The organism is Pseudomonas sp. TNT2022 ID1044, from assembly GCF_028656895.1.
In the GTDB taxonomy this organism is placed as follows: domain Bacteria; phylum Pseudomonadota; class Gammaproteobacteria; order Pseudomonadales; family Pseudomonadaceae; genus Aquipseudomonas; species Aquipseudomonas reinekei.
In genome coordinates this window covers 122,910-146,766 of the sequence record NZ_JAMDHB010000010.1, presented here as the reverse complement: position 1 = coordinate 146,766, position 23,857 = coordinate 122,910, and the positions used below count along the sequence as shown (strand labels likewise).

The 23,857-nt window shown below is 60.1% G+C and carries 25 protein-coding genes and 1 pseudogene; 11 read left to right on the top strand and 15 right to left on the bottom strand.

The features are described 5' to 3' along the window. Position 1 precedes the first annotated feature (1 nt). From mlaD to M5G20_RS15510, 3 genes are read right to left on the bottom strand one after another with little or no spacing between them, the layout of a single operon-like run. Positions 2 to 469 carry an outer membrane lipid asymmetry maintenance protein MlaD gene (gene mlaD / locus M5G20_RS15520; protein WP_046026814.1) on the bottom strand — a complete coding sequence of 156 codons (468 nt, stop codon included), beginning with the start codon at positions 467 to 469 and terminating at the stop codon, positions 2 to 4. After that, on the bottom strand, positions 469 to 1,266 hold the full coding sequence (mlaE, locus tag M5G20_RS15515) for a lipid asymmetry maintenance ABC transporter permease subunit MlaE (protein WP_075947613.1): 798 nt from the start codon (positions 1,264 to 1,266) through the stop codon (positions 469 to 471). The genes mlaD and mlaE overlap by 1 nt, the downstream gene beginning before the upstream one ends. After that, complete coding sequence (locus M5G20_RS15510) at positions 1,266 to 2,075, bottom strand: ATP-binding cassette domain-containing protein (RefSeq protein ID WP_273919788.1); 810 nt, start codon at positions 2,073 to 2,075, stop codon at positions 1,266 to 1,268. The genes mlaE and M5G20_RS15510 overlap by 1 nt, the downstream gene beginning before the upstream one ends. Positions 2,076 to 2,350: 275 nt before the next feature. Between M5G20_RS15510 and M5G20_RS15505 the strand changes: the two genes are divergently transcribed. The 10 genes from M5G20_RS15505 (at position 2,351) to M5G20_RS15460 (ending at position 9,376) form a co-directional block, all read left to right on the top strand. After that, on the top strand, positions 2,351 to 3,325 hold the full coding sequence (locus M5G20_RS15505) for a KpsF/GutQ family sugar-phosphate isomerase (protein WP_150731834.1): 975 nt from the start codon (positions 2,351 to 2,353) through the stop codon (positions 3,323 to 3,325). Beyond that, positions 3,325 to 3,849: a KdsC family phosphatase gene (locus M5G20_RS15500; RefSeq protein ID WP_150731833.1), complete on the top strand. Its 525-nt coding sequence runs from the start codon at positions 3,325 to 3,327 to the stop codon at positions 3,847 to 3,849. Before M5G20_RS15505 ends, M5G20_RS15500 begins: the two co-directional genes overlap by 1 nt. A 7-nt stretch (positions 3,850 to 3,856) precedes the next feature. Next, the gene (gene lptC, locus M5G20_RS15495; RefSeq protein WP_273919787.1) at positions 3,857 to 4,429 is read left to right on the top strand and encodes an LPS export ABC transporter periplasmic protein LptC; all 573 of its coding nucleotides are present in this window, start codon (positions 3,857 to 3,859) and stop codon (positions 4,427 to 4,429) included. Further along, positions 4,416 to 4,964 carry a lipopolysaccharide transport periplasmic protein LptA gene (lptA, locus tag M5G20_RS15490; protein WP_075947618.1) on the top strand — a complete coding sequence of 183 codons (549 nt, stop codon included), beginning with the start codon at positions 4,416 to 4,418 and terminating at the stop codon, positions 4,962 to 4,964. Before lptC ends, lptA begins: the two co-directional genes overlap by 14 nt. Continuing rightward, positions 4,964 to 5,689 carry an LPS export ABC transporter ATP-binding protein gene (gene lptB, locus M5G20_RS15485; protein ID WP_150703632.1) on the top strand — a complete coding sequence of 242 codons (726 nt, stop codon included), beginning with the start codon at positions 4,964 to 4,966 and terminating at the stop codon, positions 5,687 to 5,689. Before lptA ends, lptB begins: the two co-directional genes overlap by 1 nt. Positions 5,690 to 5,871: 182 nt before the next feature. Further along, positions 5,872 to 7,365 carry an RNA polymerase factor sigma-54 gene (locus tag M5G20_RS15480; RefSeq protein WP_150731831.1) on the top strand — a complete coding sequence of 498 codons (1,494 nt, stop codon included), beginning with the start codon at positions 5,872 to 5,874 and terminating at the stop codon, positions 7,363 to 7,365. A 74-nt stretch (positions 7,366 to 7,439) separates the two neighbouring features. Next, positions 7,440 to 7,748, top strand: a complete 309-nt coding sequence (hpf, locus tag M5G20_RS15475; RefSeq protein WP_273919786.1) for a ribosome hibernation-promoting factor, HPF/YfiA family — start codon at positions 7,440 to 7,442, stop codon at positions 7,746 to 7,748. 12 nt (positions 7,749 to 7,760) lie between these two features. Beyond that, positions 7,761 to 8,225: a PTS IIA-like nitrogen regulatory protein PtsN gene (ptsN, locus tag M5G20_RS15470; protein ID WP_075947620.1), complete on the top strand. Its 465-nt coding sequence runs from the start codon at positions 7,761 to 7,763 to the stop codon at positions 8,223 to 8,225. Positions 8,226 to 8,227: 2 nt separating this feature from the next. Next, a complete protein-coding gene (gene rapZ, locus M5G20_RS15465) occupies positions 8,228 to 9,085 on the top strand; it encodes an RNase adapter RapZ (RefSeq protein ID WP_150731830.1) in 858 nt (285 codons plus the stop codon). Positions 9,086 to 9,100: 15 nt separating this feature from the next. Next, positions 9,101 to 9,376 carry an HPr family phosphocarrier protein gene (locus M5G20_RS15460; protein WP_180205699.1) on the top strand — a complete coding sequence of 92 codons (276 nt, stop codon included), beginning with the start codon at positions 9,101 to 9,103 and terminating at the stop codon, positions 9,374 to 9,376. Between the two features lie 13 nt (positions 9,377 to 9,389). On the opposite strand, the gene M5G20_RS15455 is transcribed toward M5G20_RS15460, so the two are convergent. The 5 genes and pseudogenes from M5G20_RS15455 to pmbA form a co-directional block, all read right to left on the bottom strand. Continuing rightward, complete coding sequence (locus M5G20_RS15455) at positions 9,390 to 10,283, bottom strand: ZIP family metal transporter (protein WP_150731828.1); 894 nt, start codon at positions 10,281 to 10,283, stop codon at positions 9,390 to 9,392. Between the two features lie 21 nt (positions 10,284 to 10,304). Continuing rightward, positions 10,305 to 10,925 (bottom strand): superoxide dismutase, encoded by a 621-nt coding sequence (locus tag M5G20_RS15450; RefSeq protein WP_273919784.1) that lies wholly within the window; start codon positions 10,923 to 10,925, stop codon positions 10,305 to 10,307. A gap of 1 nt (position 10,926) precedes the next feature. After that, on the bottom strand, positions 10,927 to 11,367 hold the full coding sequence (locus M5G20_RS15445) for a hypothetical protein (protein WP_150731826.1): 441 nt from the start codon (positions 11,365 to 11,367) through the stop codon (positions 10,927 to 10,929). 62 nt (positions 11,368 to 11,429) lie between these two features. Next, positions 11,430 to 11,519, bottom strand: a pseudogene (locus tag M5G20_RS15440) (FagA protein); the annotation flags it as partial. 222 nt (positions 11,520 to 11,741) lie between these two features. Continuing rightward, positions 11,742 to 13,088, bottom strand: coding sequence for a metalloprotease PmbA (gene pmbA, locus M5G20_RS15435; RefSeq protein WP_273919783.1), 1,347 nt, complete (start codon positions 13,086 to 13,088; stop codon positions 11,742 to 11,744). Between the two features lie 108 nt (positions 13,089 to 13,196). On the opposite strand from pmbA, the gene yjgA reads away from it, so the two are divergent. Beyond that, positions 13,197 to 13,721 carry a ribosome biogenesis factor YjgA gene (gene yjgA, locus M5G20_RS15430; protein ID WP_008054354.1) on the top strand — a complete coding sequence of 175 codons (525 nt, stop codon included), beginning with the start codon at positions 13,197 to 13,199 and terminating at the stop codon, positions 13,719 to 13,721. Between the two features lie 48 nt (positions 13,722 to 13,769). Here the strand turns inward: yjgA and tldD are convergent, their stop codons facing one another. The 7 genes from tldD to mreC form a co-directional block, all read right to left on the bottom strand. Further along, a complete protein-coding gene (gene tldD / locus M5G20_RS15425) occupies positions 13,770 to 15,212 on the bottom strand; it encodes a metalloprotease TldD (protein WP_075947625.1) in 1,443 nt (480 codons plus the stop codon). Between the two features lie 18 nt (positions 15,213 to 15,230). Beyond that, positions 15,231 to 16,079, bottom strand: a complete 849-nt coding sequence (locus M5G20_RS15420; RefSeq protein WP_273919782.1) for a carbon-nitrogen hydrolase family protein — start codon at positions 16,077 to 16,079, stop codon at positions 15,231 to 15,233. Between the two features lie 70 nt (positions 16,080 to 16,149). Next, a complete protein-coding gene (locus M5G20_RS15415) occupies positions 16,150 to 19,953 on the bottom strand; it encodes a YhdP family protein (RefSeq protein ID WP_273919780.1) in 3,804 nt (1,267 codons plus the stop codon). Positions 19,954 to 20,028: 75 nt separating this feature from the next. Beyond that, positions 20,029 to 21,486, bottom strand: a complete 1,458-nt coding sequence (rng, locus tag M5G20_RS15410) for a ribonuclease G (RefSeq protein ID WP_150731822.1) — start codon at positions 21,484 to 21,486, stop codon at positions 20,029 to 20,031. A 57-nt stretch (positions 21,487 to 21,543) separates the two neighbouring features. Then, complete coding sequence (locus tag M5G20_RS15405) at positions 21,544 to 22,140, bottom strand: Maf family protein (protein ID WP_273919778.1); 597 nt, start codon at positions 22,138 to 22,140, stop codon at positions 21,544 to 21,546. 32 nt (positions 22,141 to 22,172) lie between these two features. Further along, positions 22,173 to 22,664 carry a rod shape-determining protein MreD gene (gene mreD, locus M5G20_RS15400; protein ID WP_273919777.1) on the bottom strand — a complete coding sequence of 164 codons (492 nt, stop codon included), beginning with the start codon at positions 22,662 to 22,664 and terminating at the stop codon, positions 22,173 to 22,175. Next, the gene (mreC, locus tag M5G20_RS15395) at positions 22,664 to 23,818 is read right to left on the bottom strand and encodes a rod shape-determining protein MreC (protein WP_273919984.1); all 1,155 of its coding nucleotides are present in this window, start codon (positions 23,816 to 23,818) and stop codon (positions 22,664 to 22,666) included. The genes mreD and mreC overlap by 1 nt, the downstream gene beginning before the upstream one ends. Positions 23,819 to 23,857 lie beyond the last annotated feature (39 nt).

Genomic DNA, 23,857 nt, shown 5'->3' with positions numbered 1-23,857 from the left:
CTCATTTGGCGTCTTTGCTAACGGTATTGAGCAGGAACTTGCCGATCAGGTCCTCGAGTACCAGCGACGACTGGGTGTCATGGATGGTCCCGCCATCCTTGAGCAGGGCTTCTTCGCCACCCACGCTGATACCGATGTACTTCTCGCCCAACAGGCCAGCGGTCAGGATAGATGCAGTGGAGTCAGCCGGCAGATTATCTACGCGCTTCTCCAGCTGCATGGTCACTCGACCGGTGAAACTGTCGCGATCCAGATCAATCGCTGTGACCTTGCCGATGGTGACACCGGCCATGGTCACTTTAGCTCTGACCGTCAAACCGGCGATATTGTCGAAATATGCATAAAGTTTATAGGTGTCGGTGCTCGGGCTCGGGGACAGGCCACTGACCCGCAATGCCAGCAGTAGCAAAGCCAGGATGCCAGCCAGCAAGAAAAGGCCGACACCGATTTCCAGGGTGCGGTTTTGCATCAGAAATCTCCAAACATCAAGGCGGTCAGAATAAAGTCCAGGCCGAGCACTGCCAAAGAGGCATACACCACGGTCTTGGTAGTGGCACGACTGATCCCCTCGGAAGTGGGCTCGCAGTCATAGCCTTGGAATACGGCGATCCAGGTCACAACGAAGGCAAAGACGATGCTTTTGATGATGCCGTTGAGCACATCGTCAGCGAAAGTCACGCTGTTCTGCATGTTCGACCAGTAGGAGCCTTCGTAGACACCCAGCCAGTCGACGGCCACCCACGAACCACCCCAGATACCCACCACGCTGAAAATCATCGCCAGCACCGGCAGGGAAATGAAGCCGGCCCAAAGGCGCGGGGCAATGATGTACTTGAGCGGGTCGACACCGATCATTTCCAGGCTGGAAAGCTGTTCGGTGGACTTCATGTTGCCGATTTCGGCGGTCAGCGCCGAACCGGCACGCCCGGCGAACAGCAACGCGGTGACCACTGGCCCCAGCTCACGCAACAGCGTCAGCGCCACCATCTGCCCCACCGCCTGCTCCGATCCGTAGCTGGACAGGATGTTGAAGCCTTGCAGCGCCAGCACCATACCGATGAACACCCCGGAGACCACAATGATCACCAGGGACATCACGCCCACCGAATGCAGTTGCTTGACCAGCAGACCGAAACCGCCGCCGATGCCGCCGCGACCCAGCAGTGCGTGAAACAGGAACAGCGTCGAGCGCCCGAACACCGCCAGCATATCGATGCCGGCGTGGCCGAAGCGGCGCACTCGTTCTAATAGTGAAATCTTGCGCATCAACGCTTCCCCAGAAGATCTGCGCGGTAATCCGTCGCTGGAAAGTGGTACGCGACCGGGCCATCGGGCTCGCCGGTCATGAATTGACGGATGCGCGGGTCGTCCGAGTTCATCAGCTCGTCCGGCGTGCCCTGCCCCAACACCTGCCCGTCGCCCACTACATAGATGTAGTCGGCAATGCTCGCGGTTTCGGCCAGGTCGTGGGAAACCACGATGCTGGTGATACCCAAGGCATCATTGAGCAGGCGGATCAGGCGCACCAATACGCCCATGGCGATGGGGTCCTGGCCAACGAAGGGCTCGTCATACATGAGAATTTGCGGATCGAGCGCAATCGCCCGCGCCAACGCGACACGTCGCTTCATGCCACCGGACAGTTCGTCGGGCATCAGGTCGATGGCGCCGCGCAAACCCACGGCCTGCAATTTGAGCAGGACGATATCCCGGATCATTTCTTCCGGCAGCTCAGTGTGAACGCGCAGTGGAAAAGCCACGTTCTCGAACACGTCGAGGTCGGTGAACAGTGCGCCACTCTGAAACAGCACGCCCATGTGCTTGCGGGCATCGAACAGATCGCTGCGCGACAGCGTCGGCAGGTTCTGTCCATTGACCCAGACTTCGCCGCTGGAGGGACGCAACTGCGCGCCCATCAACCGTAACAGCGTGGTCTTGCCACACCCGGAAGGTCCCATGATGCCGGTGACCTTGCCGCGGGGAATACGGATATCGACGTTATTGAAAATGCTGCGCGCACCGCGCTTGAAGGTCACTCCCTTCAGCTCGACCGCGTAGGCGTTATCGGCACTCATCTAAACTCCTTGCGATGCAGCCTCTCACTCGGACGCCTGACTTCCTGACGAAAGCACATGCCTCTCGGGCGGGCCGAACTGGCGGCGAACTATATCACTGCAATGGTCACGCGCCCAAGGCCAAAGCCGGGCCATATTCGGTCATATGCCGGCTATGAAGCGTCATTTAGAAGGATTAAGTAACAAGGAATGACAATGCGCGACGAACTTGCGTGAGGGTTTCGATCATAACCGCTATAATCGCCGCCTTTTCATCAGGCTAAACGATTTCTGACATGAGCCAATCCAGCGACCTGATTCAATCCGCCCAACGCACCATCCGCCTCGAAGTGGAAGCCGTACAAGGCTTGCTGCCACAAATCGACGCGGATTTCGTACGCGCCTGCGAGATGATTCTGGCCAGCAAAGGCCGCGTTGTCGTGGTCGGCATGGGCAAGTCGGGGCACATCGGCAACAAGATCGCCGCCACCCTCGCCAGCACCGGCACCACGGCGTTTTTCGTCCACCCGGCTGAAGCCAGCCATGGCGATATGGGCATGATCACCCGTGACGACGTCATCCTGGCGCTGTCGAACTCCGGCTCCACCAATGAAATCGTCACCCTGCTGCCACTGATCAAGCGCCTGGGCATCCAGTTGATCAGCATGACCGGCAACCCTGAGTCGCCGCTGTCCAAGGCCGCCGAGGTCAACCTGAATGTCCACGTTGAGCACGAAGCCTGCCCGCTGAACCTGGCACCGACTTCATCGACCACCGCTGCACTGGTCATGGGCGATGCCCTGGCCGTCGCGTTGCTCGAGGCCCGTGGCTTTACCGCTGAAGATTTCGCGTTTTCGCACCCGGGCGGCGCCCTCGGCCGCCGCTTGCTGCTGAAAGTGGAAAACGTCATGCACGCCGGGCAGGAGTTGCCGCAAGTCCAGCGCGGCACCCTGCTCAAGGATGCGCTGATGGAAATGACCCGCAAGGGCCTGGGCATGACGGTGGTCCTCGAAACCGACGGCAAACTGGCCGGGATCTTTACCGACGGTGATTTGCGCCGCACCCTGGACCGCAGCATCGACATCCACAGCGTCACGATCGATCAGGTCATGACCGCCCACGGCAAGACCGCCCGCGCCGAGATGCTCGCCGCCGAGGCCCTGAAAATCATGGAAGATCACAAGATAAACGCACTGGTGGTGGTCGACAGCGAAGACCGTCCGGTCGGCGCCTTGAACATGCACGACTTGTTGCGTGCGGGGGTAATGTAATGAGTGCTGACCTGCTGCAACGCGGCAAAGCGATCAAACTGGCGGTTTTCGACGTCGACGGCGTCCTCACCGACGGTCGCCTGTATTTCCTTGAAGACGGCAGCGAATTCAAGACTTTCAACACCCTCGACGGCCAGGGCATCAAAATGCTGATGAACGCCGGCGTGCAGACCGCCATCATCAGCGGCCGCAAGACCCCGGTGGTTGAGCGCAGGGCGAAGAATCTCGGCATACCGCACCTGTTCCAGGGCCGCGAAGACAAACTGGTCGTTCTCGACGGTCTTCTGGAGCAACTAGGCTTAAGCTATGAACAGGTCGCCTACCTCGGTGACGACCTGCCGGACCTGCCGGTGATTCGCCGTGTCGGACTGGGCATGGCCGTGGCCAACGCTGCCAGCTTCGTGCGCGAACACGCCCACGGCGTCACCCAGGCCCGCGGCGGCGAAGGTGCCGCCCGCGAATTCTGCGAACTGATCCTGCGCGCCCAGGGCCGCCTCGATGCGGCTAACGCCGCGTACCTGTGAGCCAAAAATGCTGAGCAAAAAGATTCGCAACATACTGGTGTTCGGCTGCATCACGGCAATTTTCGCCGCGGTTGGCTATTGGAACATCAGCCCGGAACGCTTCCTCGACAAGCCGGTCGTGCGGGTCGATGACAGCGCAATCGACTACTACGCCATCAACGCCCACAGCGTGCAGTACCTGCCCGACGGCAAGTTGCAGTATGAAATGACGTCGGACAAGGTCGAGCACGTGAAGGCGACCGAAGTGACGCTGCTGACCAACCCGGACCTGAACATGTTCCGCGGCACGCAGTTCCCGTGGCACGTCCAGAGCGAAAAGGGTGAGGTCAATCCTGACGGCACCCAGGTCGAACTGATCGACTCGGTACGCATCACGCGTTTCGACGAGAAAAACCGCAGAACCCTGATCACCACCACTCGTATGACGGTGTTCCCGCAGCAGCAATATGCGCAGACCGAGCAACCCGTTAGAATCGACGGCGCTGGCGGTGTATCGACTGGCAAGGGAATGAAAGCGTATTTGAAAGAAAGCAGGATACACCTGCTATCGAACGTAAGAGGACAGTATGAGGCTCGTTAAAACCCTCCCTATTTTGCTCGGTCTGGGCGCTGCACTGGGAAGCGTGAGCGCCTGGGCTCTGCCGACCGATCAGCAGCAGCCTATCCGCATTCAGGCCGACGATGCCCAACTGGACGACAAGAATGGCGTTGCCACCTACACGGGCGATGTGATCATTACCCAAGGGTCGATGAAAGTGACCGGTAATAAAGTCACCATGACCCGTGCGCCCAATGGCGACATCGACGTTGTGACTTCGGTGGGCAACCTGGCCTACTTCGAGCAACTGCAAACGGCGGGCGACACCAAGCCGGTGCAGGGCTACGGCGTCACCATCCAGTACCACGCCACGCAAGACCGCGTCGTGCTGATCGACCGCGCCAAGGTCATCGACAAGGACGGCAACGTGACCCAGGGCGAGAAAATCGTCTATGACACCAACAAGAAGCTCGCCAGCGCCGGCCGCGCCACAGGCACCAACGTGACCGAGTCGCGTCCGCGCATCGACATGGTGATCCAGCCGAAAAAGAAAACCGACGAGCAAAAGGCCCAGTAATGGCAACTCTGAAAGCTCAGCATCTGGCCAAGAGCTACAAGAGCCGCCAGGTCGTGCGTGACGTCAGCCTGTCCATCGACAGCGGTCAGATCGTCGGCCTGCTCGGCCCCAACGGCGCCGGCAAGACCACCTGCTTCTACATGATCGTCGGCCTGGTGCAGGCCGATCAGGGGCGCGTACTGATCGACGACCTGGACGTCAGCCACCAGCCAATGCACGGTCGTGCAAAGGCCGGCATCGGCTATCTTCCGCAAGAAGCGTCGATCTTCCGCAAACTCTCGGTAGCCGACAACATCATGGCGATCCTCGAGACCCGCAAGGAACTCGACAAGGCCGGCCGTCGCAAGGAACTGGAAAGCCTGCTGCAGGAATTCCACATCAGCCACATCCGCGACAACCTCGGCATGAGCCTGTCTGGCGGTGAGCGCCGCCGCGTCGAAATCGCCCGGGCACTGGCCACCAATCCGAAATTCATCCTCCTCGACGAACCTTTCGCCGGTGTGGACCCGATTTCGGTGGGCGACATCAAACAGATCATCCATCACCTCAAGGCCAAAGGCATTGGCGTACTGATCACTGACCACAACGTCCGTGAAACCCTGGATATCTGTGAGACCGCCTACATCGTCAACGATGGCCAACTGATCGCTGAAGGCGACTCCGAGACCATCCTGGCCAACGATCTGGTCAAGGAAGTGTATCTGGGTCACGAGTTCCGCCTGTAAGTGCTGAAGTCGTGATGGCGGCACAGTTCGCGACAAACAGTAAAAATCAACAGGTTTTTATTGTTACCGCGCTCTAGGCAAACACTTCAGTTTCAGGCATATAATTTGCTTATGTTTGGCGCTTCGGCGCCCTGTAGTGGATGGCGCATGTGCGCCGGCGAATAAGGTGTTAAGCCCCTGCCATGAAACCATCGCTAGTCTTGAGAATGGGCCAGCAGCTGACGATGACACCGCAGCTGCAACAGGCCATCCGACTGCTTCAATTGTCGACCCTGGACCTGCAACAGGAAATCCAGGAGGCACTGGAGTCCAATCCGATGCTCGAACGCCAGGAAGAAGGCGAGGATTTCGACAATTCCGACCCCCTGGCCGACAACGCCGAACAAAAGCCCAACGTAGAGATCCAGGAGCCCTCTTACCAGGAAAGCGCCCCGACGGTAGATAACCTCGAGGAAGGTGACTGGAACGAGCGCATCCCCAATGAGCTGCCGGTCGATACCGCGTGGGAAGACGTCTACCAGACCAGCGCCAGCAGCCTGCCAAGCAACGATGACGACGAGTGGGATTTCACCACCCGCACCTCGGCCGGCGAGAGCCTGCAGAGCCATCTGCTGTGGCAACTGAACCTGGCGCCGATGTCCGACACCGATCGCCTGATTGCCGTGACCCTGATCGATTGCATTAACAATCAGGGCTATCTGGACGAGACACTCGAGGAAATCCTTGAAGCGTTCGATCCGGAACTGGACATCGAACTGGACGAAATCGAAGCCGTCCTGCACCGCATCCAGCAATTCGAACCGGCCGGCATCGGCGCCCGCAACCTCGGCGAATGCCTGTTGCTGCAACTGCGCCAGCTGCCTGCCAAGACACCGTGGCTGGCTGAAGCCAAGCGCCTGGTCACTGACTACATCGACCTGCTCGGCAGCCGTGATTACAGCCAGCTGATGCGTCGCATGAAGCTCAAGGAAGACGAGCTGCGCCAGGTCATCGAGCTGGTTCAGAGCCTCAACCCGCGCCCGGGCTCGCAAATCGAGTCCTCCGAAGCCGAGTACGTCGTTCCCGACGTCATCGTGCGCAAGGACAACGAACGCTGGCTGGTTGAGCTCAATCAGGAATCGGTGCCACGGCTGCGGGTCAACGCCCAGTACGCCGGCTTTGTACGCCGCGCCGACACCAGCGCCGACAACACCTTCATGCGCAATCAGTTGCAGGAAGCCCGCTGGTTCATCAAGAGCCTGCAGAGCCGCAACGAAACCCTGATGAAAGTAGCCACCCAGATCGTCGAGCATCAGCGCGGCTTCCTGGAATACGGCGACGAAGCCATGAAACCCCTGGTCCTGCATGACATTGCTGAAGCAGTCGGCATGCACGAGTCGACCATCTCCCGGGTGACCACGCAAAAGTTCATGCATACCCCTCGGGGAATTTATGAGCTGAAATACTTTTTCTCCAGCCACGTCAGCACCTCCGAAGGCGGCGAATGCTCGTCTACGGCGATCCGCGCGATCATCAAAAAACTGGTTGCCGCTGAAAATCAGAAAAAGCCGTTGAGTGACAGCAAGATCGCTGGTTTACTGGAGGCACAAGGCATTCAGGTGGCTCGCCGCACCGTCGCCAAGTACCGCGAATCCCTCGGGATCGCGCCTTCGAGCGAACGCAAGCGGTTGATGTAGAGCCACGCCACAGCGTTCCAGTGGCAGATCATCTGATCTGCCGCTTTATGCACTGGCAACGAAGGAGAAGCTGTATGCAAGTCAACATCAGTGGACACCAACTGGAAGTGACCGAACCTCTTCGCACCTACATCGGCGAAAAACTCGAACGATTAGAGAGGCATTTCGACAAGATCACCAACGTGCAGGTCACGATGACGGTCGAAAAGCTCAAACAGAAAATCGAAGCCACGCTGCATATTCCCGGCAATGAAGTGGTCGCCAACGCGGAACATTCCGACATGTACGCGGCGATCGACGCCTTGACCGACAAGCTGGATAAACAACTCAAAAAGCATAAGGAAAAGACCCAGAGCCTCCTCCAGGGCGCGACCGGTCGTTAACACTCCCTACCCATGATCCGACTTGAAAGCATCCTGACCCCCGGCCGTTCCCTGGTGAACGTGCCGGGCGGCAGTAAAAAGAAAGCCCTCGAGCAAATTGCCAACCTCATCCATCGCGAAGTGCCGGATCTGGCCATGCAGGATGTCTTCGAGAGCCTGGTCGCCCGTGAAAAACTCGGTTCAACCGGTTTTGGCAACGGTATCGCCATCCCCCACTGCCGCCTCAAGGGCTGTACTTCACCCATCAGTGCCTTGATGCACCTTGACGCCCCTATCGATTTCGATGCCATCGACGGTGCACCGGTTGACCTGCTGTTCGTTCTGCTGGTCCCGGAAGCCGCTACCGATGCGCACCTGGAACTGCTTCGTCAGATCGCCAGCATGCTCGACCGCAAGGAAGTGCGTGAAAAACTGCGCAGCGCGCCGAGCAATGAAGCCTTGTATCAGGTTGTCCTGGACGAGCAAAACGGGCATTAATCATGCGCTTGATCATCGTCAGCGGTCGCTCCGGCTCAGGTAAAAGTACCGCCCTCGATGTACTCGAGGACAACGGCTATTACTGCATCGACAACCTGCCTGCCGGGTTGCTGCCAGAGCTGGCCGAGCGCGCACTGATCCACACCGAACTGGCACAACCGCTGGTTGCCGTGTCCATCGATGCGCGCAACTTGCCGAGTCACCTGTCGCGGTTTCCGGAGCTGCTTGAAGAAGTCCGCAGCCGGCACATCCAGTGCGATGTCCTGTACCTGGATGCCGATGAAGAAACTCTGCTCAAACGCTTTTCGGAAACCCGCCGTCGTCACCCACTGAGCAGCGCCAATCGCTCGCTGGCCGAAGCCATCCATGACGAGACGAGCCTGCTCGGGCCCATTGCCGATCTTGCCGACCTCAAAGTCAACACCACCAACCTGAATCTGTATCAGCTGCGCGATACGATCAAGCTGCGCTTGCTGAACCAGCCGGAACCCGGCACAGCGTTTCTGGTGGAGTCTTTCGGATTCAAGCGTGGCATGCCGGTGGACGCCGATCTGGTGTTCGACGTGCGCTGCCTGCCCAACCCCTACTGGAAGCCCGAACTGCGAGCGCAGTCCGGTCTTGATCAACCGGTGGCCGAGTACCTGGCGGCACAGCCGGATGTCGAGGAGATGTTCCAGGACATTTCCGCGTACCTGCTCAAATGGTTACCGCGCTTTGCGGCCAGTAACCGCGCTTATGTCACTATTGCCATCGGTTGCACCGGCGGGCATCACCGCTCCGTCTACCTGACCGAACGCCTGGGCAAGACCCTGCAACAATCCCTGAAGAACGTCCAGGTTCGCCACCGCGACCTCAGCTAAAGGATTCACATCGCGATGCCTGCTCTGGAAATCGAAATCATCAACAAGCTGGGCCTGCACGCCCGGGCATCTGCAAAATTCGTTGGGGTCGCCGGTCAGTTCAAGGACTGCACGATCAGGGTCGGCCGCACGCCGGAAACCACCGTCGACGGCAAAAGCATCATGGCCATGATGATGCTCGCGGCCGGCAAAGGCACCAAGATCCATCTGAGCACTGAAGGCGAGCAGGAACAGGAAGCGCTGGATGCGCTGGTGGCATTGATCAACAATTACTTCGATGAAGGCGAGTAAAGATCAACATCTTTTAGCCCAACGCGGTATCCATCACCATCATCAAGCAAAACCCGATCAACAATCCAAGACTGGCCAGTTTGTCGTGACCATGCCGGCGGGATTCGGGAATGACTTCGTGGGTAACCACCAACAACATGGCCCCTGCCGCCAATGCCAGCCCCAATGGCAACAGCAGTTCGGCCAGGCTCACCAGCCATGCGCACAGCAACGCGAACACCGGTTCGACCAACCCTGATGCAGCACCGATCAGAAATGCCTTGAACCGCGACATCCCTGCCCCGGCCAGCACCAGCGCAATCACCAACCCTTCCGGTACATCCTGCAAGGCAATGCCCATCGCCAGACTGTCGGCATCCGGCATGCCGCCGCCCGCGGATACACCAACCGCCATGCCTTCGGGAATGTTATGGGCAATGATCGCAAACACGAACAGCCAGATCCGCGGCGGGATCACCGGGTGCTCTGCTGTGCCCACAAGCAACTCCGGTGAAGCCCCGGAGACCTTGCGATCGACCAGGAACAACCCGAAGGCCCCGAGCATGATGCCAAAACATATCAGGCCGCTGGCCGCCCACGGGGTCATGCCAAGGTTTTCTGCCGCAGCAATACCCGGCACGATCAGCGAAAACGCGGTCGCGGCGAGCATCACGCCAGCACCAAAGCCCAGCAAGGAATCGCTGAGTGCCTGGGGCATGTGCCGGATTACCAGCACCGGCACCGCTCCGAGGGCAGTTCCGAGGGCGCAAATCGCGCCACCCTGCAATGCCCGTGACAGCTTCGGCTCCAGGTCCAGCCATTCCAGCCCGTGCGCAACCAGCAAACTCATGCCCGCCAGCAGTAGCAGCGATCCAACCGCGTAACGAAACATTCGTCCACTTCCGATCGCCAGTGTTTCAGTGCCCATAGTCAGCCTTGCATGGTTTTTTTAGAAGACTTGAACCAGTGCGGCCTGGTAGCGCGCAGCGACTTCCGGCCAATTGATCACGTTATAGAACGCACCGATGTATTCGGGACGACGATTCTGATACCGCAGGTAGTAGGCGTGCTCCCAGACATCCAGCCCCAGAATTGGCGTGTTGCCGTTCATCAACGGGCTGTCCTGATTGCCGCTGCTTTCCACGATCAGAGTCTTGTGCGGCGTCACGCTCAGCCAGGCCCAACCGCTGCCGAAACGAGTCAGTGCGGCTTTGGTGAACGCCTCTTTGAAACTGTCCAGACCGCCCAGTTCTTCCTCGATGGCCTTGGCCAGCGGGCCATCGGGCTTGCCACCACCCTGTGGCGCCATGACTTCCCAGAATAGTGAATGATTGGCATGTCCGCCGCCCTGATTGATCACAGCCGCGCGGAGCTTCTCCGGCAGTTGCTGCACGGCGGCCACCAGTTTTTCCACTGGCCATTCGGCGAACTCGGTGCCTTCGACAGCTGCGTTCAGGTTGTTGATGTACGTCTGGTGGTGCTTGGTGTAGTGGATCTCCATGGTCTGCGCATCGATGTGCGGCTCCAGGGCATCGTAGGCATACGGCAAGGCAGGCAGGGTAAAAGCCATTTCAATGGACTCCATGATGGTGAGGCGCAAAGGGCTGCGACGGCGAGGCAGCATCGATGTGCAGCAACCGATGGGTGCGTGGGTATTCACCGTGTTCGCTGATGAAATTCAGCAGTTCGACATAGGTTTTGCTGCTCTGGCGCAGTGCGGCTTCACGCAGGGCTGGCGACAGTCGCGGGTCCTGCATGGTCTGCAACAGCCGCTGATGAATGGCGCACAAATACTCGGCGCTCTCCTCCGGCTGGTTCAAACGCAAGTGCAGGTCCGCCAGGTTGTGATGGGAGATTACGCAAGCCGCCACCGCTTCATCGGGATCAGCCCAGCGCTCGAACAACACCTGTGCGAGCGCCAATGCCTGCAAATAAGCCTCACGAGCATCAACCAGTTCGCCCAACATGAAACAGCGATTGGCTCTTTCGATCGTGCGTTTCCAGTGCTCCATGGAGAGCCTCCAAAGCGGTAGCGGGTTTTACACGCCGCCCGCGGTCAGTTTTTCCGGGTTGACGGTTCGTCGGGATTCATCGCGCAACCGATCTGGCGACTCATCCAGCGCCAGCTTTCGAGGTACAGCTGCTCGTGCAAGGCAGAGCTCATGATACGGGGCTCGCTCGTTAATGAGATTTATTATTATATGATAATTAGAACCAAAACAAGCGTGACATGGCGTGCAAAAAATTCTGCAGGAGCCGGCTTGCTGGCGATGGCGGTTATAAAATCGCCATCGCCAGCGAGCCGGCTCCTGCAGTGATTTGCGTAAAACCAATAAAAAAGGCGCGCCACCCGTTGGGTGGCGCGCCTTTTTGTGTAGCGGGAAAGTTAGCTGCCGGCGACGGTCATCCGCTCAATGAGCACCGAGCCCGTGCGAATGTTGCTGCGCAACTCCAGATCATTCCCCACGGCAACAATCTGCTTGAACATGTCGCGCATGTTGCCGGCGATGGTCACTTCCTGCACTGCGAACTGGATCTCGCCGTTCTCGACCCAGTAACCCGCCGCACCACGGGAGTAGTCACCGGTGACCATGTTCAGGCCTTGACCCATCAGTTCGGTGACCAACAAACCGCGGCCCATCCGTCGCAACAAGGCAGCCTGGTCTTCATCGCCATGGGTGACGAACAGGTTGTGTACGCCACCGGCGTTCGCGGTGCTCGGCATGCCGAGTTTGCGTCCGGAATAGGTGCCGAGAATGTAGGAAACCAATTCGCCTTTTTCGACAAACGGTTTGGCATAAGTCGCCAGGCCATCGCCATCGAACGCTGCGCTGCCCATGGCGCGCATCAGGTGCGGACGTTCATCGATGGTCAGCCATTCCGGGAACAGCTTCTGCCCCAGAGTGCCTTCGAGAAAGGAGGATTTGCGATACAGGCTGCCGCCGGAAATCGCCGAGAGGAAACTGCCGAACAAACCACCGGCCAATTCCGCCGAAAACAGTACCGGCACTTCACAGGTCGGCACCGGACGCGCACCCAGGCGGCTCGCTGCACGCTGTGCAGCACGCTGACCGATGCTGACCGGGTCGGCCAGCAAATTGCCTTGGCGGTTTACGTCGTACCAGTAATCGCGCTGCATCTGGCCATCGGCCTCGGCGATCATCACGCAGCTCAGGCTGTGCCGCGTCGACGCATAACCGCCGACGAAACCGTGGCTGTTGCCATAGACCCGGCAACCCTGATGCGTGCTCAACGTGGTGCCGTCAGCGTTCTTGATTCGGCTGTCGGCGGCGAACGCTGCAGCTTCGCAAGCCAGCGCCTGCTCGATGGCTTGTTCCGGGGTGATATCCCATTGGTGGAACAGGTCGAAATCCTGCACGTCACGCGCCATCAGCGCAGCGTCCGCCAGGCCCGACGCTTCGTCTTCAGATGTGTGCTTGGCAATCGCCAGCGCCGCCGCGACGGTTTCGCGAATCGCGTCCGGGCCACTGGCGGAAGTGCTGGCCGAACCCTTGCGCTGACCGACGTACAAAGTGATGCCAAAACCCTGATCACGATTGAATTCGACAGTTTCGACCTCACGCTGACGCACCGTGGTCGACAGGCCCTGCTCCAGAGACACCGCCACTTCACAGGCACTGGCGCCCTGGCGCCTGGCTTCAGCGATGATCTGCTCGACTTGCTCCTGCAGTGCCGGCAACGCTTGTGGGCCGACGCTTTCAACTGCACTCATGCTGTTCTCCACTCAAATTCTGCTTTCGGTAACGGTCATCGAGCGACCGGGCCGGACAAGCGGCCCCCGACTGGTTATCATGGCGGCGTTTCTTTGCGGACGGCCACCATGGTTGATTCTTACGACGACTCCCTCGATACGGGAGAAAAAAGCAAATCCCAGGTTAAACGCGAGCTGCATGCTCTGGTTGACCTCGGCGAGCGCCTTACAACACTCAAGCCTGACTTGCTGGCAAAACTGCCGTTGACCGACGCCTTGCGCCGGGCTCTGGCCGATGCGCCCAAGCACACCGCGAATATCGCGCGTAAACGGCACCTTCAGTTCATCGGCAAACTGATGCGCGATCAGGACACTGACGCCATTCTGGTTTTGCTCGATCAACTCGATGCCTCCACTCGCCAGTACAACGAACGCTTCCATAATCTGGAGCGCTGGCGCGATCGCCTGATCGCCGGCGACGATGCCGTACTGGAAAAATTCGTCGTCGACTACCCGGACGCGGACCGCCAGCAATTGCGCTCCCTGATCCGTCAGGCCCAGCACGAGGTTGCGCAAAACAAGCCTCCTGCTTCCAGCCGTAAAATCTTCAAGTACATCCGTGAGCTGGACGAGACTCAACGCGGTCTGCGTTAAATCTCTGACCGGGTGAGTCGCCAAGCGACTCACCCGAAGCTTCACGTCTTACGCCCCCGTGCCACCCACGGTGATCGCATCAATCTTCAGCGTTGGCTGGCCGACACCCACCGGCACCGACTGCCCATCCTTGCCACACGTCCCCACACCGCTGTCCAGCGCCAGATCGTTGCCCACCATCGACACTTTGCTCATGGCTTCCGGACCATTGCCGATCAGGGTCGCGCCTTTGACCGGTGCAGTGATCTTGCCGTCCTCGATCAGGTACGCCTCGCTGGTGGAGAACACAAACTTGCCGCTGGTGATGTCCACCTGCCCGCCGCCGAGGTTGGCGCAGTAGATGCCGCGTTTTACCGAAGCGATGATTTCTTCAGGATCGCTTTCGCCGGCCAGCATGTAGGTGTTGGTCATGCGCGGCATCGGCAGGTGCGCATAGGACTCGCGGCGACCGTTACCGGTGCGCGCCACGCCCATCAGGCGCGCGTTGAGCTTGTCCTGCATGTAGCCTTTGAGGACGCCGTTCTCGATCAGCGTGGTGCATTCGGTCGGGGTTCCTTCGTCGTCGACGCTCAACGAGCCGCGGCGCCCCGACAGGGTGCCGTCATCGACGATGGTGCACAGGCTGGACGCGACCCTCTCGCCCATGCGTCCGCTATAGGCCGAACTGCCCTTGCGGTTGAAATCGCCTTCCAGACCGTGGCCAACGGCTTCGTGCAATAGCACGCCGGACCAACCGGAACCCAGCACCACCGGCAACGTACCGGCCGGCGCAGGGATGGCTTCAAGATTGACCAGGGCCTGTCGCAGCGCTTCACGGGCATAACCCATGGCGCGGTCCTCGGCGAGGAAGTAACGGTAATCGGTACGACCGCCACCACCATGACCACCGCGCTCACGACGGCCGTTCTGCTCAACGATCACGCTGACGTTGAAACGCACCAGCGGTCGCACGTCCGCCGCCAGACCACCGTCAGTGGATGCCACCAGAATGCGCTCCCAGACCCCGGCCATGCTCACGGTCACTTGCTGGATACGTGGGTCGAGGGCGCGGGTCGCGGCATCGATGCGCTTGAGCAGGTCGACCTTTTCGGCGCGGGTCAGCACTTCCAGCGGATTGTCCGGCCCGTAAAGCTGAGCGACGTCTTGGGTGGTGAACGCTTGCACGGTGCCGTTCTGCCCCGCCCGGGAGATCGAACGGGCAGCACGGGCCGCCGCGCCCAAGGCTTCCAGAGTGATGGCGTTGCTGTAGGCAAAACCGGTTTTCTCTCCCGATTGCGCACGCACGCCTACGCCTTGGTCGAGGTTGAAGCTGCCTTCCTTGACGATGCCGTCTTCCAGCGCCCAGGACTCGGATATCTGGCCCTGAAAATACAGGTCGGCGGCATCGATGCCCGGGCCGGCCAGGTCGCCGAGTACGCCTTGCAGGCTCTCGATCGTTACGCCGCCAGGCGCCAGGAGGTGTTCACTGACTGAGGACAACAACTCGCTCATATGCTTTACGCCTTAAATTCATCGTTCTGAGGCAGGCCGCTGGGCGCCCTGCGAGAAAAAGCGCCGGTGACTGGACACCGGCATCCGCGCCCGGATGGACGCCTGTTCGCTGCTATCGCGTTCGGCCAGCAGCACGGCCTCGCCTTGATCCTGTTGCGCCAGCACCCGGCCCCACGGGTCGATGATGGCAGCATGACCGAACGTTTCCCGCGGCCCCGGATGCGTTCCACCCTGGGCAGCCGCGAGCACATAACATTGCGTCTCGATGGCCCGTGCGCGAATCAGCACATCCCAGTGCGCGGCGCCGGTCACCGCAGTAAACGCCGATGGCGCGGTAATCAGCTGCGCACCGGCTGCACGCAGTTCGCTGTACAGCTCCGGGAAGCGCAAGTCGTAACAGACCGTCAGGCCGACCCGGCCTACCGGCGTGTCCGCCACCACGACCCCACTGCCATAAGCATAGTCATCGGATTCACGATAACGGCCACGATTGTCGGCCACGTCGACGTCGAACAGGTGCAGTTTGTCGTAGCGCGCCACCGTTTCGCCCTGATCATCGACCAGCAGTGAGCAGGCATGCACCTTGGCCGCCGGATGATCCACCGGCGGCAACGGCAAGGTGCCAGCCACTATCCATAACTTGAGGTCGCGTGCAGTCTGTTTCAACCACGGCAGGATCGGGCCTTCGCCCATGGCTTCGGCGCGGCCGATGTCGGCAATGTCGCGCCGGCCCATAGCGGCGAAGTTTTCCGGCAGCACGGCAAGCTTCGCTCCACCGGCTGCAGCCTGCTCCAGCAGGTGTCGGGCCCGGGACAGATTGGCCAGCACATCGCTCTGGCTGACCATTTGAATCACCGCTACAGACATGACGCACTCCTGAATCGACAGGCGTCCATGCTACTCCATAGGATTGGGGCGTGCCTTTTCAAAAATGAACTCAAAAAGCCTTGTCGAAGGTGATTTTCGGTTCTTTCCACGGCCCCTTGACGGTGTACTTCACACTGGCAAAGCGGGCCACGCGGTCGCCGATCAACTTGTCGATCAAAAACAGCGCACCACCAATGGCTGGCGCACCGACGATCAGCGCGGCGATCGGCAGGTTGTTGGTCACCGGCAGGGTCACCAGCAGCTTCGCATCGATCTGATCAGCCACCATGTTCAGGGTGCCGTCGAGTTCGATGGTGCTCGACGGGCCGGTCAGGCGGATCGGCTCCTTGGTGACGTACACGCCGTTGGTCGCCACCAGCAGGCCCTTGACCCGGTCATAGCTCAGGCCTTTGCCGAACAGGTCGGAGAAGTCCAGGCGCAAGCGGCGGCCGATGGAGTTGAAGTTAAGCAGGCCAAACACCCGCAATGCCTGGGCACTGCCTTCGACCTCGACAAACTGGCCTTCTTTGAGCGATGCATCCAGAGTGCCCGAGAAGCGCTTGGTGGCCAGCCATGCCGGCGATCCCGGCCAGCGTCCGTCGACATCCATATGGAAGTCCTTGCTGGTGACGCTCGGCGCAAAACCCCAGCCCTTGAGCACATCCGCGAGGTTCTTGCCGCTGGCCCGGCCCTTGAAAAAGCTTGTGCTGGCGCCGGGCGTGCCTTCCCAGCCACCACTGCCCTGCAACAGAATGCCCTTGAGGCCCATATCCAGCGAATTGAAGGCGATGCCTTTGGCGGTCGGACGAATTTTCAATGACCAGCCGCCGACCAGGTCGTTGCCCTGAAACAACTGATTGATGATGATATCCAGCGCCGGGATCCTGGTCGGATCGACCGAGGCCAGTGGATCGGGCGAATTCTCGTCAGCCAGGACCGTCGGATCAGGTGCCGGCAAACGCACGTATTGCAGGTTGATCACCAACGGCGCGGCTTTCGCATCGGGGACAGTCGCACTGCCCTTGGCTTGCTGACTGTCGAGCTGCAAGGCCCAGGCGGACGGCTTGCGTGTCAATTGCACCGAGGCCTGATCCAGCGTGGTGCCGAGTGCGCTGAGTTTGCCGACCTTGAAGTCGGCGCTACTGAGCAACTGCTTGGCACTGCCGCCCGGATCTTGCCCGGCATACTTGTTCACCAGATCCTGCCATGGGCCAACATCCAGCTCCGACAGCACGCCACGAATGCGCAAGCCTTTGGCACCCGGCAACACCGCATCGCCGTTGCCAAGGAACAACTCGCCACGGCCCTCGGCAAAGTTGCCCGTCGGTGCGGCAAAGGTGAAATTCGCCAGCTCACCGTAGTTCACCCAGTAGCGCCGTTCCGCGCCTTGCAGGGTCATGCGCAACGTCGTGTCACGCCCCACATCCGCCGCCATGCCGAAAGGTGCGGGCAGATCGATGGCGACCCCTTTGAGACTGGAATTGACCCTCAACTGGCTGTCAGCTCCATCCAGAGTCAGTTGCAGTTGATACGGGATCACGCCGCTGACCGGCAACGGCTGGGTCACGCTCAGCCAGTCGGTAAGCTTCTTCACTTCAACCTGCCCCGAGGCCACGACCCGGGTATTGAGCTTGCCTTCACGGCCATCGGCAAAAATCTGCGCGCTCACAGGCTTATCGAAGGCCCGCGCAGTGATGTTCTGTCCGCTCAGCCCCTTGGTGCTGTCAAAACGAAAGTCGCCCTTGAGCTGAGTCAGCTCCAGAGGCGGCTCGGGAAGTTTCAGGCGCGCCTTGGCGGTCTTGAAGTCGACCAGGATTTTCGGCTGTTCGCCTTTGGCCAGCGGGATATCCAGCTTCAGCTTGCCTTGCAGATCACCCTCGCCTTCCCAGCCGGCAAAGGTCTCGGCCGTACCGATGGGGGCTTGCTGAAGGATTTTCAGGCCATCGCCCAGGCCACCGGCAAACCCGCCGTCGAGCAACAGATGGGAGTTCTGCCCCTGGGGCACGTGGGGAATGCTCACGTAAATGTCGCTGACCTGGGTGTCGAGCAACTGGCCCTTGCTGGCCAGGATGCGCACGCCGCTGTCTTCGACGAACACATCACCGGTGACCCCGCTGACGTGCGGCCAACCTGGCTGGAACGCCAGCTCGGCATCGTGAACCTTGAAAAACAGGCTGATGCTGCGGTCGGCATCGGCGGCACCCTGGTTGAGCGAACCTTGATACTGGAAGAAACCTTGATCCACCGCGCCTTTGAGAATCGCCGTGCGCAGCCATTCGTCCAGCGCCGGGCTGAGAACCGTTGGCAGGTACTTGGCGGTGTAGCGGCCGTCGCCGTCGACCAGACCGACCCGCAGGTCCATGTAGTCTTCCCGGGCGGGATCGAAATGCAGGCGAATCAGGAAGTCACCGGCAATCTTGCCCTCTTCGCCCAACACCTTCAGGTAGGGCGCGATCAGGGTGAACGCGTCTTTGTCGAGTTTCCACGTCAGGCGGGCGTTGGCCTGGATGTATTGCCATGGCTTGGCGAAAATCGGGTCCAGGTGCAGCATGAAATCCTTGCTGTCCATGCGCAACTCGCCGTGCCCCAGGTCACCGCTGATGCTGCCCGTGACATTTCGTGCCGCCGGAGCGCCGTGATAGGCGTCGAAACCGACCTGATCGAGGTTGGCCGCGAAGCTGAACTTGCTGTCGTCGGTGGCATTGGGACGCAGGTCGATCAGCACATTGCGCAGCCCTCCCGTCACCTTGAGCCGGTCGACCACCGTGGCAAAGCCTTGCGGCAAAGGCGCCAGGGCATTGAGCAACGGCGTCAGCGGGGTCAGGTCGAGGCGGTCGGCCTGCAGGTGCCAGAGCTCTTCAGACTTGTCGGAGGCGGCGGTTTGCTGCAGCTGCAGATGCGTCTCCCAGCGATGCTCGCCAAGGTTCATGGCCAGCGAGTCCAGCGTCACCTGCATGCCTTTGGCGTTGCGCTGGAAGTAACCGTTGAGCGCCAGGTTGCTGATCTTGATCGGTTTGCGCTCGGCGTAAGCGCCATTGAGTTGCGGTGCATTCAGGCGCACCGCCGCACTCTGCAAGGCACCCTGCCCCCAGGTTACCCAGATCTCGCCACCGGCCTTGATCTCGGAAAAATTCCACTGTTGAGTCAGTCGTTCCGGCAGCCACTTCGACCAGTCGCTCTGCGGCAGGCTCACGTAAGCCTGGGCTTCGCCGTCCTTCCACTGACTGGCACGAATGCGCGTACGCAGGTTGATGGCCACCGGCTGCCCGTCGGGCAAGGTCAGGCGGGCATCCAGTCGCTGACGGACGGCACCGGTTTTCAGACTTGCGCCGACGTAGGTCAGGGTCAGCGGAGACTCGCCAAAGGGCTGCAAGGTGACCTGGCTATCGAGCACCGACAAGCGCTGGATCATCTGCATGCGATTGAGCAACTGCTCGGGGTCGAGCGGTTGATCATCCTTGACCGGCAAACCCTCCAGCGCCCATTGACCGTCCTCGCCCTCCTTGAGGCTGATCTTCAGGCCATTGAGTTCGAGATGGGCGATGCGTACTTCACGGGCCATCAGGCTGGCCCACAAATCCGGCACCGCGCGGACCTTTTCCAGATGCAGGGCATTGGCACCGTCACCGACCGTCACATCATGGGCCGACAGAATGGGGGCAAAGCCACTCCAGCTGCCCTTGAGTTCGCCAATTTGCAGGGACATGCCCAAAGCCTCGCTGGCTTTGGTTTCGACTTCGGCACGGTATTCGGCTATCAGCGGCGTCAGTTCCCGGCCCAGGCTGACGTACAACGCCATCAACACCAAAACCAACGCGCACAGGCCCAGACCCAAGCGGGTCAGTGCGGCCAAAATGCGTGTCAGACGCTCCATGTCAGTTGGCTCCCATGGCAAAAGTTTTGCAAAAAGCTGAGGCCAGCCATTGTGGAAAAATCAAAGTGCAGCGAATCAGAGCAACACCACGTCGTATTGTTCCTGGGAGTACATGGTTTCCACCTGAAAACGAATGGTGCGACCGATAAACCCTTCGAGTTCGGCGACGTTACCCGACTCTTCATCCAGCAGACGGTCGACAACCTTCTGGTTCGCCAATACACGATAGCCTTCCGCCTGATAGGCGCGAGCCTCACGGAGAATTTCGCGGAAAATTTCGTAGCAAACGGTTTCCGGCGTCTTCAACTTGCCGCGCCCCTGGCAACTGGTGCACGGCTCGCACAGCACTTGCTCGAGACTTTCGCGGGTGCGTTTGCGGGTCATCTGCACCAGGCCCAGCTCGGTGATGCCGATGATGTTGGTCTTGGCGTGATCACGCTCGAGCTGCTTCTCCAGCGTGCGCAGCACCTGGCGCTGATGCTCCTCATCTTCCATGTCGATGAAGTCGATGATGATGATCCCGCCCAGATTGCGCAGGCGCAGCTGGCGAGCGATGGCGGTCGCGGCTTCGAGGTTGGTCTTGAAGATGGTTTCTTCGAGATTGCGGTGACCGACAAAAGCCCCGGTGTTGACGTCGATGGTGCTCATTGCTTCCGCCGGGTCGACCACCAGGTAGCCACCGGACTTGAGCGGCACTTTGCGCTCCAGGGCTTTCTGGATTTCGTCTTCGACGCCGTACAGATCGAAAATCGGCCGCTCGCCCGGATAGTGCTCCAGACGATCGGCGATCTCCGGCATCAATTCGGCAACGAACTGCGTGGTTTTCTGGAAGGTTTCCCGGGAATCGATGCGAATTTTCTCGATTTTCGGACTCACCAGGTCACGAAGGGTGCGCAGCGCCAGGCCAAGATCTTCATAGATCACGCTCGGGGCGCCGATGGTTTTGATCTGCTCGCTGATCTGGTCCCACAGCCTGCGCAGGTAACGAATATCCATGAGGATTTCGTCAGCCCCGGCGCCTTCGGCCGCCGTACGCAGAATGAATCCGCCGGCTTCCTTGATGCCTTCTTTGGCGACGCAATCGGTGACCACTTGCTTGAGGCGGTCGCGCTCGGCTTCGTCTTCGATCTTCAGTGAAATCCCGACATGTGCGGTGCGCGGCATGTACACCAGATAGCGCGACGGGATCGACAGCTGCGTGGTCAGGCGTGCGCCCTTGGAGCCGATCGGGTCCTTGGTGACTTGCACCACCAGGCTCTGGCCTTCATGCACCAGTGCGCTGATGCTCTCCACCGCCGGACCTTCGCGCAGGGAAATTTCCGAAGCATGAATGAAGGCCGCGCGATCCAGGCCGATGTCGACAAATGCCGCCTGCATACCGGGCAACACCCGCACGACTTTGCCTTTATAGATGTTGCCGACGATCCCGCGCTTTTGCGTGCGTTCGACATGGACCTCTTGCAGGACACCGTTTTCGACCACCGCCACGCGCGATTCCATCGGCGTGATGTTGATCAGGATCTCTTCACTCATGGCAGGGTCTCGTTCAGGCATTTTCACGATAATGGCCGCATCTGGTCAGTACGACGCTTAACGCGCGTTATGGGTTTGCCAACAGGGTATGCCGAAATGGCCGAGCAGTTCTGCGGTTTCGCACAGTGGCAGTCCAACCACCGCCGAGTAACTTCCATTGAGCCCGGCGACAAATACCGCGCCCAGGCCTTGAATGCCGTAGCCTCCGGCCTTGTCTTTCGGCTCGCCACTGGCCCAATAGGCGGCGGCTTCGTCGCGACTGACGGGTCGAAAACGCACCAGGCTGGTGATCACCCTTGACTCGCAACGCTCGCCATCGAGCACGGCAATCGCGGTCAGCACCCGATGCTCGTTGCCGGACAACATCATCAGCATGGCGCACGCGTCGGCTTCATCAACCGGTTTGCCAAGAATTTTTCCGTCGAGCACCACGGCGGTATCGGCGCCGAGCACACAGAACGAGTCTTCAGACACGACTGCACAGCGCCCGGCCTCGGCCTTGCCGCGCGCCAGGCGCTCGACATAAGCAGACGGGGTTTCGTGAGTCAGAGGAGTTTCATCGATATCCGCACTGAGGACGGAAAACGGCACGCCGATCTGCGTGAGCAGTTCACGCCGACGCGGCGAACCAGAGGCGAGGTACAACCGTTTCATCAAGACCTCTCCCTGTCTAATGCTCGAGCGAATTAATTGATTTTGTAGCGCCGACTCAATCCGCGCAAACCAAAGCTGATCCAGGGCCAGAGCAAAGCACTGACCAGTGCCGGCAACACCAGCGCCAGTGTTGGCTGGCGGTTACCGGTGAGGGCACTGAGCCACAACTGGACAAGCTGCGCGAGACCGAAGATCACCAGGATAACCAGGCTCTGCTGCCACATGGGGAACATCCGCAGACGTTGTTGCAGCGCCAGGACCAGGTAAGTGATGAGGGTCAGGATCAATGCGTTCTGGCCCAGCAATGTGCCGTAGAGCACATCTTCGGCCAGGCCCAGGCACCACGCGGTGACCATCCCGACTTTCTGCGGCAGGGCCAACGCCCAGAACGCCAGCAGCAAGGCCAGCCACAGCGGACGCAGGATTTCCATGAATTGCGGCAGCGGCGAAACGCTGAGCAGCAAACCGATGGCGAATGTCATCCAGACGATCCAGCCGTTTCGGGAGGCAGTAACACCGACCATTATTCTCGTCCCCCAGTGGTAGCCGGTGCGGAGACAGGCGGTTTGGCAGCAGGCTTCACGACGGCAGGTTGAGCTGCCGGTGGTTTGGCGGATGCAGCAGGTGCAGCCGTGGGCGGTTTAGTCGCAACCGGGTGCGTGGCCGTTGGGTTGACCGGTGTGGCGGCAGCCGGTGCTGTCGCCGGGGTTGCTGGCGTGGCCGGTGATGCCGGCACTGCAACGGCAGACGGGACAAGCGCCGCCTTCGGCACGGTCGCCGGAATGATCGGCCCACCGCCCTGCGCATCCAGAGCCTCCTGCGCCTGGGCGGCATCGTTGGCGCGCTCTTCCGGGGTACGGGTATCGCTGAAGACCAGCAGCAGGTAACGACTGCGGTTCAGTGCGGCGGTCGGTACGGCACGGACAATGGCAAACGGCTGGCCGGAGTCGTGAATCACTTCCTTGACCGTCGCCACCGGGTAACCTGCCGGGAAACGCTGACCCAGGCCGGAACTGACCAGCAGATCGCCTTCCTTGATGTCGGCGGTGTCCGCCACATGCCGCAGCTCCAGGCGCTCCGGATTACCGGTGCCGCTGGCAATGGCGCGCAGGCCGTTGCGATTCACCTGCACCGGAATGCTGTGGGTGGTATCGGTCAGCAACAGAACGCGGGAGGTGTACGGCATCAACTCCACCACCTGGCCCATCAGGCCACGAGCATCGAGTACCGGCTGACCCAGCACGACACCGTCGCGCTCACCCTTGTTGATGATGATGCGATGGGTAAATGGATTGGGGTCCATGCCGATCAACTCGGCCACTTCGACCTTCTCGTTGACCAGTGCCGAAGAATTGAGCAACTCGCGCAGTCGAACGTTCTGCTCGGTCAGGGCGGCCAGCTTTTGCATGCGCCCCTGCAACAGCAGGTTTTCAGTCTTGAGTTTTTCGTTTTCGGCGACGAGTTCGGTCCGGCTGCCAAACTGGCTGGCGACACCTTGCCACAGCCGCTGCGGCAGGTCGGTGATCCAGTAAGACTCCATCAACGCCAGCGACATCTGGCTACGCACTGGCTTGAGCAGTGTGAAGCGCGCATCGACCACCATCAGCGCGACCGAAAGCACGACCAGCACCAACAAGCGCACGCCCAGTGAGGGACCCTTGGTGAAAAGCGGTTTAATAAGCCGCTCCTCCCAGGCAAATGTTCTCTTTATTCATAC